Source organism: Paenibacillus sp. FSL W7-1287 (assembly GCF_038004245.1).
GTDB lineage: Bacteria > Bacillota > Bacilli > Paenibacillales > Paenibacillaceae > Pristimantibacillus > Pristimantibacillus camelliae.
Window position 1 is genome coordinate 3,343,333 of sequence record NZ_JBBORD010000001.1, and the last position, 14,004, is coordinate 3,357,336.

The following is a 14,004-nucleotide window of genomic DNA, read 5'->3' on the forward strand; positions in this document are numbered from 1 at the left end:
CCTAGGCGTTTGCTAGTAGTATTAATGTATGCTCGATGATCAGGTCAAGCACTTACGTGATAAGGTCAAACATTTACGAAGCATACCTCTTTCTAGCACCAACGATGTTAATATGGACTTTTTACCATACAGCTCAAAGGTAATGTGAAGCTTATTCTGCTCGATGCTTTCAAGCATGCCTTTGCCAAATTTCCTGTGCTCCACTTCTATCCCTGCCTCAAGCTCATTCGCCTCAGTTATCAATCCACCGAGCTCTTTCCAAACCTGATCTGCCACTTTTTCTTCTCGATCAGCTTGTCCATTTGAATGAGAATGTGCGTATTCGATGACTGTAACAGGACCTTCACTAACTGAATTTCTAGCGTTGAACGGTGTTGTATAGCTTGAACCATTACTAACGGAAGAGGCACCAAGCAGCCTTTGTACATCATCGATAAATAGTGATGGCTTAGCCTTAGCACCTTGCCAGTACGATACAGTGTGCAGCTCCAGCCGATAACGCGCGCGTGTCATGCCTACATAAAATAAGCGGGCGGCTTCCTCAAGCAGCTCATGCTTCCCTTGCTCCTGCTTGCTTGGAATTACACCATGTACAAGATCAATCATGAACACATTATCGAATTCGAGACCCTTTGCACTATGCAGCGTAGACAGCGTGACAGCCTTCTGCTGCGGACGTTGATGTCTAGCTTGACGCTGCAGTCGTTCCAGCTCCTTCAGTCGAAAGGCGAACTGCTCGAGCGTATCTAGCCCCTCTGCTATCATCTCTAAGCTGCTTAATACCTGCAGCAAGCCATCCTTTTGAAAGCCAAAGCGTTCACTAATCTCTTCAATCTGCTTGTCATAGCCCAGCTGCTGTCGGATCAGTACAATCGCTTCCTTAGGAGGCAACGTTTTAAGCCTTCCAACGCTTTCCCTCACTTCATGGATACGCAGCAGCTGATAGCTTTTTAGCTCTGTCTCATCCAGCAGCAGCTCAAAAATTGATTGATTCGTATGCATGGCCTTAAGCTTTGCTATTTGCTGCTTCGTTAGGTAGACGTTAAGCTTTACAATCGCCTTCTCAAATATATCAAAACGACGATCTGTATAGCTTAGACGCATAATATTCAGCATATCCTCGACAATCCAATGCTTGAAAAACCGCTCATCTGCATCCTTCATATAGAACGGAATGCCTCGACGATTAAGTTCATCAATCAACATTAAGGATGAGCTATGATTGCGATATAGTATTGCTGTTTCATTTAACCGTTCAATATTCTGTAGCTGCAGAACAAGCTCCTTGACTTCTTCTGCAACATTAGCATGAAGCTTAATTGTAATGGGATCGGAAGAATCATTTTCCGTGAACATTGATTTTGGATAACGCTGGAGGTTTCGCTTTATAAATTGGTTCGCCGTCTCCACGATATTTCGTGAGGAGCGATAATTTTGCTCCATATATAGAATAGTAGCTGTTGGATAGTACTGCTTGAAGGCCAGCAAATACTCTGGCTCAGCGCCTCGCCAGCTGTAGATGGACTGATCGTCATCAGCTACGACGCACAGGTTTTGATGCTTCTCAACGAGCCAGTTGATGATCCGATGCTGCAATAAGGATGTATCCTGACTTTCATCGCTTAAGACGTAATCATAGCGTGTTTGGTACCGATGACGCAGCTGTACATTCTCTCGTAAAAAGCGTTCTGCGAGCACAAGCATATCGTCAAAATCCAGTAATAGCTCTCCGTATCCGTGCTGCTTGCTCTGCTCGTATTGCTTTGCGATGTCAGCTGCATGTCGAACATTGCAGCTAACCTCACCCCATTGCTCTTCTGGAAGCATTTTATTTTTTAAGTAGCTAATATACGTTTTTAGCTCCTCCATTTGTTCTTCCTTTGGGGTCGTACCATTATATTGCTCAAACAGCTGCCTAAGCATGTAATGCTTGCTTATACTTGGCTCGCCAGCCGTTACTCCTGAATCGTTGGCCTGCTCTTGATCCTCGACTGCTTCATAGCCATCAATCATTCGATAGCTTCGGCCTTCTAGCCTGACCTGCGTACGGACAATATCAAAGGCAAGGCTGTGAATTGTAGAGAACTTAACCTTTGGCAGCTCAGGGAATAGCTGCTCATAACGCTTAGCCATATCTGCGGCTGATGCCTTACTAAAGCTAACTGCAATAATGCGCTCGCTGCTGGCTTTACAGCTAGTTAGCAAGTAGCCAATTCTCATCATCATCGTTGTTGTTTTACCCGATCCTGGTGATGCAAGCAGCAGCATAGGCCCTTCTATATTGCCAACTGCTTGTCGCTGCACCTTATTCAACAGTACTTGCGATTGCTTACTCATTAAAAACTGTTCTAGCATGTATTCACTTCGTTTCTTTACATTTTGCATTAAAAAAAGCCCGGTTATGGAAGCTACCCATAACCTAGGCATTTTTAATTATGATTGATCTGTGATTAACAAAGGTCCGTCTGCAGTAATGGCCAGTGTATGCTCATATTGTGCAGATAAGCTGCCATCAACCGTTCTTGCAGTCCAGCCGTCCTCATCAATTTTTGCATGATATTTACCAACATTAAGCATTGGCTCAATCGTAATAACCATCCCTTCCTTCAGGCGCGTACCTCGACCCGCAGGACCATAATGAGGGACTTGAGGCTCCTCATGCATTTTAGAGCCAATGCCATGTCCGATAAAATCTCGCACGACTGAGAAGCCTTCTGCTTCTGCATATTTTTGAATCGCATTTGAAATATCTCCGATTCGATTACCTATTATTGCCTGCTCAATCCCTTTGTATAGTGAATCCTTTGTTACATCAAGCAGCTTTTGTGTTTTTGGTTCCAGCTCTCCAACACCATAGCTCCATGCAGAGTCTGCTAGCCAGCCGTTAAGATTAACGACCATATCAATCGTAACGATATCTCCGTCTTTAAGCACCATCTCCTTGCTCGGAAATCCGTGACAAATGACATCGTTGACTGAGGCACATGTCGCAAACGGATAACCATGGTAGCCTTTTTGTTCAGGTGTTGCGCCGTGATCTCGAATAAACTTCTCAGCAAAGGTATCAATTTCCATAGTAGTAATGCCAGGCTTAATCATTTTAGCGATTTCCTTATGACAAGCTGCTAAAATTTCTCCAGCCTTTTTCATCTTCATTATTTCATCCATTGTTTTAATGACAATCATTCTATATCCCACTTTTCTCATTAATCTCTATGCATTTACTATACCACATCTATACTTCAGCCAGCATATACGATATGTTCAAGTTCTAAAGTAATTATTTTATAACAATTTTGAAACGTATGCCACATCCAAATAACGATCAAATTTATAGGCGACCTGCTCTAAGATTCCTTTAAGTGTATAGCCTTGCTTCTGAAACATATGCATACTGGACTCATTCTCCGTACAGATCACAGCAATTAACGTATGAAAGCCAAATTCGACTGCTTGCTCCTCTAGAAAGCGAAGCGCCTGAGAGCCAATTCCTCGAGCCTTATGCTGTGAATTCAGATATATCGTGATCTCTGCTGTACGCGAACAGCTATGCTTTTTTATAAAGGGACTAAGCATCATGTAACCAATAATGTAGCCTTCATACATAATGACAAACGAACAAAAGCGCGGATCATCGTGCAATGTAAGCTCACGCATCTTGTCGAGCGATGCCGCATCCAGATCAAACGAAACAGTCGTATGAGCAACATAATCATTATAAATGCTTCGAACATCCTCCAAATGTTTTTCTTCTAATGGTTTAAATTCAATCATCTTCTAACTCCTTTTCATGCCTAGGGTTTACCGGGTATAGAGTGCATTATACAAAGGGAATTGTATTATCGTAATGTAAGGAAGAGGTTGACCATTCCTATCATCTTGCCGCATAATTGGAGTAGTATTCGTTAATAATGGGATAATTTTCAAGGTGCTGCTATATAAATTAAGTTATAATATTCGTTTAGCACCAGGGCACCAAGCGAAATACAATTATTCAACGGGAGCAATCAAACGTGAAACGTAAACAAATTGGATTTATGATCGGCATATTTTTTATTGTAGCATTTATTGCGATCATTGTTGCGACAGTTTTAATCGTACAAAAAGTAATTGAGGATGAGCAATATAAGCAGTCTTACTATGCATCGTTATATGGACTAGATCAGAAGGACAGCAATGTAACAAACACACCAGTCAAGTTTCCAGCACAATCCTATGCATCTGAGCCCGATACTCCTCAATATAAGGCAATCCAGCTTATCCGCGAGCTGCACAACCAGGCAGATTTGCATTTGCTAGGCAATAAAATGCAAAAATACGCACAAGGTAGTGATGAGGGCTGGAGTGATATTTTGGAATCGGAGCTGCTTAATGCTGACAATTACGCTTCCATCTCCGAGGCATTTGCAGAAGAGGAAGATATTGTGAATGACATGAATAATCTGCTGGCTTTGCATGAGATTGCCGTCTCACAGTATGAGCCAAATGCACTGAGATACATGCACAGAATATTACATGATCTCGATCTATACGGTTATCCAGAGCCCGGAGATACCGCTTATGATTATTGGGGTGCAACGCATGCGGTAGCTTCCAGTAATCCTACTCAGTTAAACGAAATTATTGATTTTATAACGAATAATAAACCAAGCTCATAGAAAGAAGCTTGCGACAGCTATCAACGTATTGACGTGGATGAGCTGTACGCAAGCTTTTTTCATTGCTAACTAACTGTATAGATATGATTATGAAGGATGTACTACGCCGCTGAGTAGCTTTTCTCTTACAATTGACGTCGCTTGAATCATTTGCTGTAGTGCAGCGATCGTCTCTTCTTCTCCTCTTGTTTTTAAGCCGCAGTCTGGATTGATCCAGAATAGTCTAGAATCCAGTACCTGCAGTGCTCGTTCAATTAATTCGACCATTTCTTCTGCAGCTGGAACACGTGGACTATGAATATCATATACGCCTAAACCAATTCCAAGATCATAGGTTTGCTCCTCGAAGCTATGAATAAGCTCTCCATGACTTCGAGAGGTTTCGATGGATATAACATCAGCATCCATTTCCCTTATCGCAGCGATCATATCATGGAAATCACAATAGCACATATGCGTATGAATTTGCGTATCTGGCTTCACCACGCTTGTTGTTAGCTTAAAGGCAGCAATAGAAGCTTCTAGATAGCGTGCTTGTGCATCAGCTTTAAGCGGCAGACCTTCACGTACTGCGGGTTCATCCACTTGAATAATAGAAATTCCGGCCTTCTCAAGAGCCTCAACCTCTTGACGGAGCGCATAGGCTAGCTGAAATGCGATTGCTTCTTTTGGTATATCCTGCCTTGTGAACGACCAGTTCATAATTGTAATAGGCCCCGTTAGCATACCTTTCACAGGCTTTGTCGTCCTAGCTTGGGCGTAGACTGTTTCTTTAACGGTCATCGGACCACGGTACGTAACATCTCCATATATGATAGGAGGCTTTACACAGCGAGAGCCGTAGGACTGCACCCACCCGTTCGTTGTAAAGCAAAATCCGCCTAGCTTCTCACCAAAAAACTCTACCATATCTGTTCGTTCAAACTCACCATGTACAAGCACATCTAAACCAAGCTGCTCCTGATGTTCAATCCAGCGATTTATTTCCTCGGCAATAAATGTATCATATTCCTCTGTCGTCCAATCGCCTTTTCTCCAGCGGCTTCGCGCAGCACGAACCTGTGCTGACTGTGGAAAGCTGCCGATCGTTGTCGTTGGAAGCAAAGGCAGCTGATGCTTCTCTAGCTGCAGCGGATACCGCTCATTGAAGCTTGCTGTTCTTGCTATGCCTTGCTCAAGCAGTTCATTCAGACGTTCTGTAATCGTCTGTTGCTGCTTTCGTTGCTCGAGGTGATTGAAGGCAGCATAAGCTTCTACTGTCTCAATACAGTTTCGCTCCCACTGCTCTGATAAAACTTCGCAGCGATTGGTTAGCTGAACTACCTCATCTAGCTTTTCATCAGCAAATGCAAGAACCTGCTTGATCTCTGCAGGAAGCTTAGCTTCATCCGCAGCCGTTACGGGCACATGCAGCAAGCTGCACGATGGCTGAATGATTAGTCGCTCGCTCTCAACTAGATGCAGCAGCTGATCTAGCTTCACACCTGCCTCACTTAGGTTCGTTCGCCATATATTCCTGCCATCAATTAGACCAATTGCGAGCCATTTGTTCTTTGGCAGGCCGTAAGCTTGCAGCTGTGACAAATTCTGCTCCCAGCCATGTACACCATCTAACCCAATGGCCGTGATTGGTAATTGAATAATGTCTTCATAACGTTCAATACTATCAAAGTACGTTTGCAGGATGATTCGAAGGGATGGGGCTTGCTTCGCTAATGTCTCATATATATAACGAAGCTGCTCCAAAGCTTCATCTGTAATCATCGTTACGAGTGCTGGCTCATCGAACTGAACCCAGGTTGCTCCTTCCGTCTCAAGCTCCTTCAAAATCGTTACATACAGTGGCAGCAGCTTCTCAATCCATTGACTTGTCTCGTCTGCACGATAACCCTTGGCCAGCTTCAGAAAGCTGTACAGTCCAATAATGACTGGCTTCCCTTCAACCCCCAGCTCATGCCTTGCTTCACGGAACGCTTCCAGTGGAGCATTGTATGTAAGCTGCGGCTTTACATCATTAAGCTCAGGAACGATATAATGATAATTCGTATTAAACCATTTGGTCATTTCACTTGCTGGCTGATCCTTCGAGCCACGAGCAATTTCATAATAGAGCTTAGTGGAGACTTTGCCACCTGCATAGTCGAATCTAGTCGGAATGACTCCTAGCATTACAGCTGTATCCAGTACTTGATCATAATAGCTGAAGTCATTTACAGGAATCAGTTCAATGCCCGCTTCCTGTTGCTTACGCAAATGCTCCAGTCGTATAAGCCTTAGCTCCTCGTGCAACGCTTCTTCGTCAAGACGTCCTGCCCAATATTGTTCAATATGCTTCTTCCATTGCCTCTGCCTACCGATTCGAGGGTAGCCTAAATTACTGCTCAACGCCATGTTTATCTCTCCTTTAGCTGATTAACAATTATTGCTAACAGCTTAACATGACTTTCCACTTCTAACTAATCTTCTTTACCTATACTTAGTTATAGCTTAAAGCTATACCCATTGCGAAAATGCATCATAAACGAATAGACTATCCCTTACTCACAGCTAGAGATGATTTGCCCCGTGCCCTGGCTTATTTTACATAAACATCCATGCCCGCTTGCAGATTCATTATTAACATATTTACTGTCGTATTGGATACATTATGGAAATGTGCTTACATTATCGAGATGTAATGCAAACCAACTATTACAACAGACTATTAACGGGGGGACATACTATGCAAAGACTTAAAGATAAAGTCGCAATTGTTACAGGAGCTGCATCGGGAATGGGAAAAGCCATTGCAATAGGCTATGCAGCCGAAGGTGCGAAGGTTGTTGTATCAGACCTTAACGAGGAAGGTGCTAAAGCCGTTGTCGAAGAAATTAAAGCAAGTGGCGGTCAAGCGATGTCTATTAAAACGAATGTTGCCGATCATTCTGATATTAATGCACTGTTTACAGCTACGATGACACAATACGGCAAACTGGACATACTTATGAATAATGCAGGAATTATGGATGGCATGGAGCCAGTAGGTGAGCTATCCGATGAGCGCTGGGACAAGCTGTTTGCAGTGAATACTACAGCTGTAATGAAAACGATGCGCAAGGCGGTCAATATTTTTCTAGAGCAAGGACATGGCGTGATCGTCAACAACATTTCGGCAGGTGGCTTGATGGGCGCTCGTGCAGGAGCTGCATACACGGCTTCCAAGCATGCTGTCGTTGGGTTAACGAAAAATACTGGCTTTATGTACGCGCAGCAAAATATTCGGTGTAATGGAATTGCACCTGGTGCGGTCATTACGAATATTGCTACTACGATGACCAATATTAGTGAATTCGGTGCTGGCAGGCAAGCGCTAGGCCTTGCTATTAATCCTCGTGCTGGTCAACCAGAAGAAATCGCAAAGCTAGCCATTTTCCTAGGCTCGGACGAATCAAGCTTTATAAACGGACAAGTGATCGTAGCTGACGGTGGTTGGACTGCTTATTGACTTATCTTGGTGGAGTAAATACTCGAATCATTTACTCCACCTGCACAATTAATAGCAACAAACTTGTAAACAACTATCTTCTTATGATCGCAGGCTTTTTTAGTTACTAACACTGTAAGAATGACCTCATTAGCTTATAGTAACAACTCCTACATCGCATCAATCAGTTGATTAACATCTCTTGCGATTTCTTTATAGTGTGTCCAATGCAAATAATGATCTCCTTCCAATACAATAATGCTGCTTAAAGGAGATTGAGTTAATTGTGTCTCATAAAATGACACATTGTTTTTTCCGCCGTCGATCACTCGTTCTTCTTTTGGAGTGAAGAACAGTACTGGCATATTGTTAGGAAACGACATTGCTTCAGTCGTTGACACATTATTCTCTGTTTCATTAATTTCATTCAGAACGCTTTTATTATAGCTATTCCATCCTGATAACACTTTCGTCATCTTTAGATTTTCATCAGTATATAATCCATCCTCTGCTATAGGTAAATATTCTCTTGGGTTTAAAGCTACTGCTAATCGTGCTAATCCTGTAGGACCAACCACGCTAAAAAGTTTAGGCAGCTTCATCGGGGGAACATGAAAATACTGTGTCGCTTGCGGCAACAGAGCATCAATTCCAATTACTGCTTCGACTTCATCTGGGTACGTGTTTGTATAATACATACTATAAATTCCTGAGATAGAATGCGGCATTAAAATGTATGGGCCCGTAATATTAGCTTGCTGTAAAGCTGATCTTATTTCCTCAACGATATTTTCTACTGTTCGATCATGCGAAGTCCGATCACTCCACCCATAGCCGAACGTTTCTACTACAACAACCTTAGTCGTCTTAGCTAGCTCATCCACTAGAGGCTCAAAATCTAAAGCAGGAGCAGCTGTCCCCAAGCCGCTTAATAATACAATTGTTTTCTCTCCTTCGCCTTTTGTATAAACATGCATTTGTTGACCCTTGACATCAACATACTGTCCAATGGCTGGATATTTCGATTGCTCATACGCGATCATCGCATGATGATAAGCAATCCAAATCAAAACTAGTGCTGCCAATGACAATACAACATACCCGGTTACTTTCAAAAAACCAACTTTCCTTTTGGCCCTCATTATTTAACTCCTTCAGCTTTAATATAGCATTCCATAGTTAAGGATGTTCTTCTTTCAGTATATTACAAAAATATCCATTTATATTGTAATCAAACAAAAAAGGCTGCAGTTTAGAATATTGTTCTTAACTACAGCCTCTAAAGTAATCTCTGCAACTCCTTTTTATCACTGATACCATTCTAATATATATAACTTTTGATCGTTCTGCTTATACACCGCAATAATATAATTGGTTCGATTGCGATCTTGCTTATGGTAATAATCGTGAATATCGACTTCAACATTATGCTGTTCAAACACATGTTCTAACTCCGTTGAATTACTTTGCATGGAAAGCGTATTTTCAGTAAACTTTCGAATCATATGATTTACTATCTCAAGATTAACATCTGTGATTAAATTCATATCTTGCTTGAGCAAATCTAGGTTGCTGTTCACATATTCCATAACAGTAATTGACTCACCATCGCCGAACCAACCTCTTGAGCTCCATATCGTTTCGATGCGATCAGGCTCTGAGAATTCCATTCCCCAATTCTCCTTGTAGTATTCTAGTGTAGAAGCCTTTCGTTCGCTTTCTGAAGGTGTCGATGAACCTACTATGTACCATAACGTTAATGCTGCAGCTATCGTTAGCACAATCGTCAATGCTAGTGTCCTTCGCTTCAAGGAAATCACCTCATTTGCCTTATTCAGCATTTTCCATTAACTCAATCAATCTGTCCGTCAGTTCCTCTGAAACAGTATATATGGTACTTATATCATCTGATCTCATTAAGGTGCTTTTCTGGCCCTTTTCACCGATCCACAAAAAGTATCTTTGGATATCTTCACTTGAATATACAATCTCGAAAGTATGCTCTGGACTAGCCATATTGACTATACCGTTCTCTCTTGCAGCGCTTGATATTAAGGGTTCAATCTCTTCGATTGCTTCTTCATCCTCTATAACCAATGTAACTTGACCTGTTGAAAGGATCATACGTTCAACTATCATTTTTTCGCTATATTCTTCCGGTTGATGAATAGCATCTGCCTTGTTTTTTACCGCTGTATTAACACGCTCAGAATTAATCTCACTATCGTTATGAATGGTACCCGTACCCTTCACTGTTTGGCAGCCAACAATTATATTCGATGTAAAGACTAAAGATAAGCAAAGTAGGATCAGTTTTTTTATACTCACATTCTCTCCACCTGTCTTATATTTCTACCATCCAGACGAATTAACTTCTGCTAATGTTACACACTTTTCTATCCATAACTTTTTTGTAAGTTTTTACCTTAGTTTGCATCATTTGTATCTCATAAAATAAGTGAATTCGAAATTATATAAAAAAGACTGGAGTTTGATGGACAAATGCCGCCAAGTTCCAGTCTTTAGTAAAATAAATTAATGAGATAATACTTTCTTCATGTATTGAGCTAACTAAACTCCCGCTGCCTCATTGCCTCGTACAGCAGCACCGTCGTTGCCATCGCGACATTAAGCGATTCGCTCTGTCCCTTCATCGGGATAATAACCGTCTGATTGACAAGTGCTTCAACCTCAGCAGATAAGCCGTCACCTTCACTGCCCATCACGAGCCAGCTGCCCTGCTTCCAGCTATACTCATAGCAATTGTGAGTGGCCTGCAGACTTGTCCCTACCATTTGTATGCCCCGTTGCTTCGCTTGATCTATGTAGGCTTTTAGCTCGCCCTCGATAATTGGCAAGTGGAACAATGACCCCATAGTGGAACGTACGGTCTTCGGATTGTACAGATCGACACAGCCCTTGCCTAATATAATGGCGTCAGCGCCGACTGCATCGGCGCTTCGTATAATTGTACCTACGTTACCAGGATCACGCACACCATCTAGTACGACAACTAAGCCGTTCGGATTATACAGCTTCTCCTCATCAGCTTTAAGCTTGCCAAGCACAGCAAAGATAGGTGGTGCGGAATCCGTACCTGTGCACTTCGCCATCACATTACGTGTAGCCTTGTACCATTCAGTGAAACTCGCTACCTTATCTTGAACCTCTGAGATCTCCTTCGGCAGCCCTTTGTCCGCATCATACACAATCGCTTCAATCTCAGCTCCAGAAGCGATCGCTTCCTTAAGTAAATGTATACCTTCTATAATAAATAACCCTTGACGATCACGATGCTTTTTCTCCAGTAATGAAGCCCACAGCTTTACACGCTCATTTTGTACGGAGGATAGCAGCATATGCTCTTTTGTCATTGTATCCACTGAACCTTCCTTTATTAACTGCTATTGATTGTCTATAACACTTTCGCAGGAACTTTTAACTTTACTGCAAATGCAAATATGTTCAACATACTCTGCTGTTATCTGAACAACCTCTGCTATGTTGAATGATACCTTATTTATCTGGGCACAGTAAAGCTGTTAACATATTTACTACATAAAGGAGAACTTGGTATGCAAAACTTTGATCTAAGACAAGCGATCATTAATCGCATTCAAGACAACACTAAAAATGATCTTCATGAGACCATTGCAGATTCCTGTGGTGCGGACGAGCGTGCACTTCCAGGACTCGGCGTTCTATTTGAAATCATTTGGAAGGATTCTAACGAGACTCAACAAACGGCAATGGTGGAAACCCTGTATCAGCATCTGCAATCCGATCATAACACCTCTAACGCTTCACCTTCATACTAAGACTGTACGTAGCGATAGTCTGTAACGTATTGGTGAATATCCCGTACGAATGTCGCTTATGCGCAATTACAAGTGATAAGAAAAAGGCCGACATTATAATGTCGACCTTTTTCTGTGAAGCAGCTATTCGTTATACCCTTACTAGTAAAAATTGTCTTAAATTACTCTACTATAGCCATTTTCCTTGTGCAATGCTAAAAAGGACTAATCCTCTTGGCCGTATAACTTTGACCAGGGATTAGTCCATATATCTAAGCGAAATCTATCCGATCATACAATCAATCATAAATCTTTCAATCATTTATTACTCATCTGCCAATACGATATCCCATTCATGAATTTCGTAGCTTCTTGCTTGATGAATAATATACGGGTCTTGCTTCACCCATTGCTCCACTTCCTCCTGAGAGCCTGCTCGATAGATAACGAGTCCACCTGCTCCATCGACAAATCTACCGTTAGCGAGCAGCATGCCGGCCTGACGTCGTTCAGACAGAAACGCAAGATGCTCTTCTCGATACGTTACACTTTTCTCTGGATCAAGCATTGGCAGAAATACTGCAAAATGCTTCAGCTCGCCATGCTCACGTCTACGCTGATCACGCTCCTGCTGATAAACGTACATGCCTGCCATGTCGTGATCTCCATGCCCCTCTGAGATCGCTCTTTGCAATAAAGCCTTTACGCGAGAGCCCATAACCGTATGTACCCCTTTGGCATTGGCGGCTTCGATTGCGAGATTCAGATCCTTCGATAGGAGTCGAATCGCAAAGCCTGGCTCATAGTTTTGCTCAGCTATAAATTGTGAATAATGTCGTTCCATAATTTTGCTTTGTGCAAAGCTAAGATTAAGAATCTGGAATACCTGCTCTTGATCAAGCCCAAATTGCTCCGCTAGTGAAAGTGCCTCGCTTGTCGCTTGTGTGTGAATACCGACCATCAGCTGATTGATTAATTTTACAGCTGAGCCGCTGCCCGCTTCACCAACATAATGGATCTGCTTGCCCATCGCCTGCAGAATTGGAAGCACTTGATTGTAGGTTTCCTCTACTCCCCCAACCATAATTGTTAACGTTCCACTTGCTGCACCTGTCGTTCCTCCGCTTACTGGTGCATCGAGGAATTGCACTTCAGCCTTCAGAGATGCGTCGAATAATACTTTGCTAAGCTCAGGCGAAACCGTGCTGCAATCTACAAACGTTAATCCAGCTCTAGCTGCTTCCAGCAATCCACCAGCTCCAAGATAAACCTGCTCTACATCAGCTGGCATTGGCAAGCATGTAATCACAACATCCATCTCCTGCGCCAGCTGCGTATAGGAGCTCGCTGCCTTTCCGCCATTAGCTACAAAGGCTTCCTCCTTGCCTAGACTTCTGTTTTTGCCATAAACCTCATGCCCCGCACGAACTAATTGAAGTGCCATCGGCATACCCATATTACCTAGTCCAATAAATCCGATCTTCATCTTTACACCCCTTTATGCTTTTAGCTTCATTTAACTATTCGTTAATACCTAGCTGTAACCATTTTTTTGCGTGTATAAAATTCTACACCATCCTTACCGTTTGCATGCAAGTCACCATAAAAGGACTTCTTATAGCCAGAGAATGGGAAGAACGCCATTGGGGCGGGAACACCAACATTTATGCCGAGCATACCCGCATCAATCTCCTCACGAAATTGTCTAATTGCTTTAGCACTATCTGTATATAGACAAGCGCCATTGGCAAACTCCGAGCTATTCGTAAGCTCAATCGCTTCCTGAAGACTATTGACCCGTACGACACTTAACACTGGAGCAAAAATTTCGTCCTGCCAAATTTTCATGCTTGGCTTCACCTGATCAAATATCGTTGCTCCTAGAAAATACCCTGGCCCATTAGCTGCCTCCACCTTTCTGCCGTCAAGCAGTAGATGTGCTCCGTCCTGAATGCCAGACTCTATATACTTTATCGTTCTTTCCTTATGCTCCTGCCGGATAACAGGCCCGAGAAACACTTCCTGTTCAAGCCCATCTCCAATTTTAAGATACATTGTTTATTATGATGAACAATTCAAAAAAGGG

General features: G+C 42.5%; 12 protein-coding genes and 1 pseudogene. 3 read left to right on the plus strand and 10 right to left on the minus strand.

Annotated elements, in window-relative coordinates; all coding sequences use genetic code 11:
• Nucleotides 1–39: 39 nt before the first annotated feature.
• From NSQ99_RS15210 to NSQ99_RS15220, 3 genes are all read right to left on the minus strand, one after another.
• Complete coding sequence (locus NSQ99_RS15210) at nucleotides 40–2,385, minus strand: ATP-dependent helicase (protein WP_340837568.1); 2,346 nt, start codon at nucleotides 2,383–2,385, stop codon at nucleotides 40–42.
• 48 nt (nucleotides 2,386–2,433) lie between these two features.
• Nucleotides 2,434–3,186 (minus strand): type I methionyl aminopeptidase, encoded by a 753-nt coding sequence (gene map, locus NSQ99_RS15215; RefSeq protein WP_340837570.1) that lies wholly within the window; start codon nucleotides 3,184–3,186, stop codon nucleotides 2,434–2,436.
• A 99-nt stretch (nucleotides 3,187–3,285) separates the two neighbouring features.
• Complete coding sequence (locus NSQ99_RS15220) at nucleotides 3,286–3,774, minus strand: GNAT family N-acetyltransferase (protein WP_251666131.1); 489 nt, start codon at nucleotides 3,772–3,774, stop codon at nucleotides 3,286–3,288.
• A 239-nt stretch (nucleotides 3,775–4,013) separates the two neighbouring features.
• On the opposite strand from NSQ99_RS15220, the gene NSQ99_RS15225 reads away from it, so the two are divergent.
• Nucleotides 4,014–4,658 (plus strand): hypothetical protein, encoded by a 645-nt coding sequence (locus NSQ99_RS15225; protein ID WP_340837573.1) that lies wholly within the window; start codon nucleotides 4,014–4,016, stop codon nucleotides 4,656–4,658.
• An 87-nt stretch (nucleotides 4,659–4,745) separates the two neighbouring features.
• Here NSQ99_RS15225 and metE read toward each other — a convergent pair whose 3' ends face one another.
• Nucleotides 4,746–7,049, minus strand: a complete 2,304-nt coding sequence (gene metE, locus NSQ99_RS15230) for a 5-methyltetrahydropteroyltriglutamate--homocysteine S-methyltransferase (protein ID WP_340837575.1) — start codon at nucleotides 7,047–7,049, stop codon at nucleotides 4,746–4,748.
• Nucleotides 7,050–7,380: 331 nt separating this feature from the next.
• Here metE and NSQ99_RS15235 point away from each other — a divergent pair, with 331 nt between their 5' ends.
• Complete coding sequence (locus NSQ99_RS15235) at nucleotides 7,381–8,142, plus strand: SDR family oxidoreductase (protein WP_340837577.1); 762 nt, start codon at nucleotides 7,381–7,383, stop codon at nucleotides 8,140–8,142.
• 149 nt (nucleotides 8,143–8,291) lie between these two features.
• On the opposite strand, the gene NSQ99_RS15240 is transcribed toward NSQ99_RS15235, so the two are convergent.
• The 4 genes from NSQ99_RS15240 to NSQ99_RS15255 all read right to left on the minus strand — a co-directional run bounded on the left by NSQ99_RS15240 (nucleotide 8,292) and on the right by NSQ99_RS15255 (nucleotide 11,495).
• Nucleotides 8,292–9,263 carry an alpha/beta fold hydrolase gene (locus NSQ99_RS15240; RefSeq protein WP_340837578.1) on the minus strand — a complete coding sequence of 324 codons (972 nt, stop codon included), beginning with the start codon at nucleotides 9,261–9,263 and terminating at the stop codon, nucleotides 8,292–8,294.
• A gap of 165 nt (nucleotides 9,264–9,428) precedes the next feature.
• Nucleotides 9,429–9,932, minus strand: a complete 504-nt coding sequence (locus NSQ99_RS15245) for a hypothetical protein (protein ID WP_340837580.1) — start codon at nucleotides 9,930–9,932, stop codon at nucleotides 9,429–9,431.
• Nucleotides 9,933–9,951: 19 nt separating this feature from the next.
• On the minus strand, nucleotides 9,952–10,449 hold the full coding sequence (locus NSQ99_RS15250) for a hypothetical protein (protein ID WP_340837582.1): 498 nt from the start codon (nucleotides 10,447–10,449) through the stop codon (nucleotides 9,952–9,954).
• 239 nt (nucleotides 10,450–10,688) lie between these two features.
• Nucleotides 10,689–11,495, minus strand: coding sequence for a TrmH family RNA methyltransferase (locus NSQ99_RS15255; protein ID WP_340837584.1), 807 nt, complete (start codon nucleotides 11,493–11,495; stop codon nucleotides 10,689–10,691).
• Nucleotides 11,496–11,696: 201 nt separating this feature from the next.
• Between NSQ99_RS15255 and sspI the strand changes: the two genes are divergently transcribed.
• Nucleotides 11,697–11,939, plus strand: a complete 243-nt coding sequence (gene sspI / locus NSQ99_RS15260; RefSeq protein ID WP_251666138.1) for a small acid-soluble spore protein SspI — start codon at nucleotides 11,697–11,699, stop codon at nucleotides 11,937–11,939.
• 304 nt (nucleotides 11,940–12,243) lie between these two features.
• On the opposite strand, the gene NSQ99_RS15265 is transcribed toward sspI, so the two are convergent.
• Both NSQ99_RS15265 and NSQ99_RS15270 read right to left on the minus strand, forming a co-directional pair.
• Nucleotides 12,244–13,404: an NAD(P)-binding domain-containing protein gene (locus NSQ99_RS15265; RefSeq protein ID WP_340837587.1), complete on the minus strand. Its 1,161-nt coding sequence runs from the start codon at nucleotides 13,402–13,404 to the stop codon at nucleotides 12,244–12,246.
• A 41-nt stretch (nucleotides 13,405–13,445) separates the two neighbouring features.
• Nucleotides 13,446–13,967, minus strand: a pseudogene (locus NSQ99_RS15270) (aldehyde dehydrogenase family protein); the annotation flags it as partial.
• Nucleotides 13,968–14,004: the final 37 nt, after the last annotated feature.

What these genes read in the sequence shown, in the direction of transcription:
- NSQ99_RS15210 (WP_340837568.1), bottom strand. Translation starts at nt 2,385, where the DNA reads ATGCAAAATGTAAAGAAACGAAGTGAATACATGCTAGAACAGTTTTTA.
- NSQ99_RS15235 (WP_340837577.1), top strand. Translation starts at nt 7,381, where the DNA reads ATGCAAAGACTTAAAGATAAAGTCGCAATTGTTACAGGAGCTGCATCG.
- NSQ99_RS15220 (WP_251666131.1), bottom strand. Translation starts at nt 3,774, where the DNA reads ATGATTGAATTTAAACCATTAGAAGAAAAACATTTGGAGGATGTTCGA.
- metE (WP_340837575.1), bottom strand. Translation starts at nt 7,049, where the DNA reads ATGGCGTTGAGCAGTAATTTAGGCTACCCTCGAATCGGTAGGCAGAGG.
- NSQ99_RS15240 (WP_340837578.1), bottom strand. Translation starts at nt 9,263, where the DNA reads ATGAGGGCCAAAAGGAAAGTTGGTTTTTTGAAAGTAACCGGGTATGTT.
- map (WP_340837570.1), bottom strand. Translation starts at nt 3,186, where the DNA reads ATGATTGTCATTAAAACAATGGATGAAATAATGAAGATGAAAAAGGCT.
- NSQ99_RS15255 (WP_340837584.1), bottom strand. Translation starts at nt 11,495, where the DNA reads ATGACAAAAGAGCATATGCTGCTATCCTCCGTACAAAATGAGCGTGTA.
- sspI (WP_251666138.1), top strand. Translation starts at nt 11,697, where the DNA reads ATGCAAAACTTTGATCTAAGACAAGCGATCATTAATCGCATTCAAGAC.
- NSQ99_RS15265 (WP_340837587.1), bottom strand. Translation starts at nt 13,404, where the DNA reads ATGAAGATCGGATTTATTGGACTAGGTAATATGGGTATGCCGATGGCA.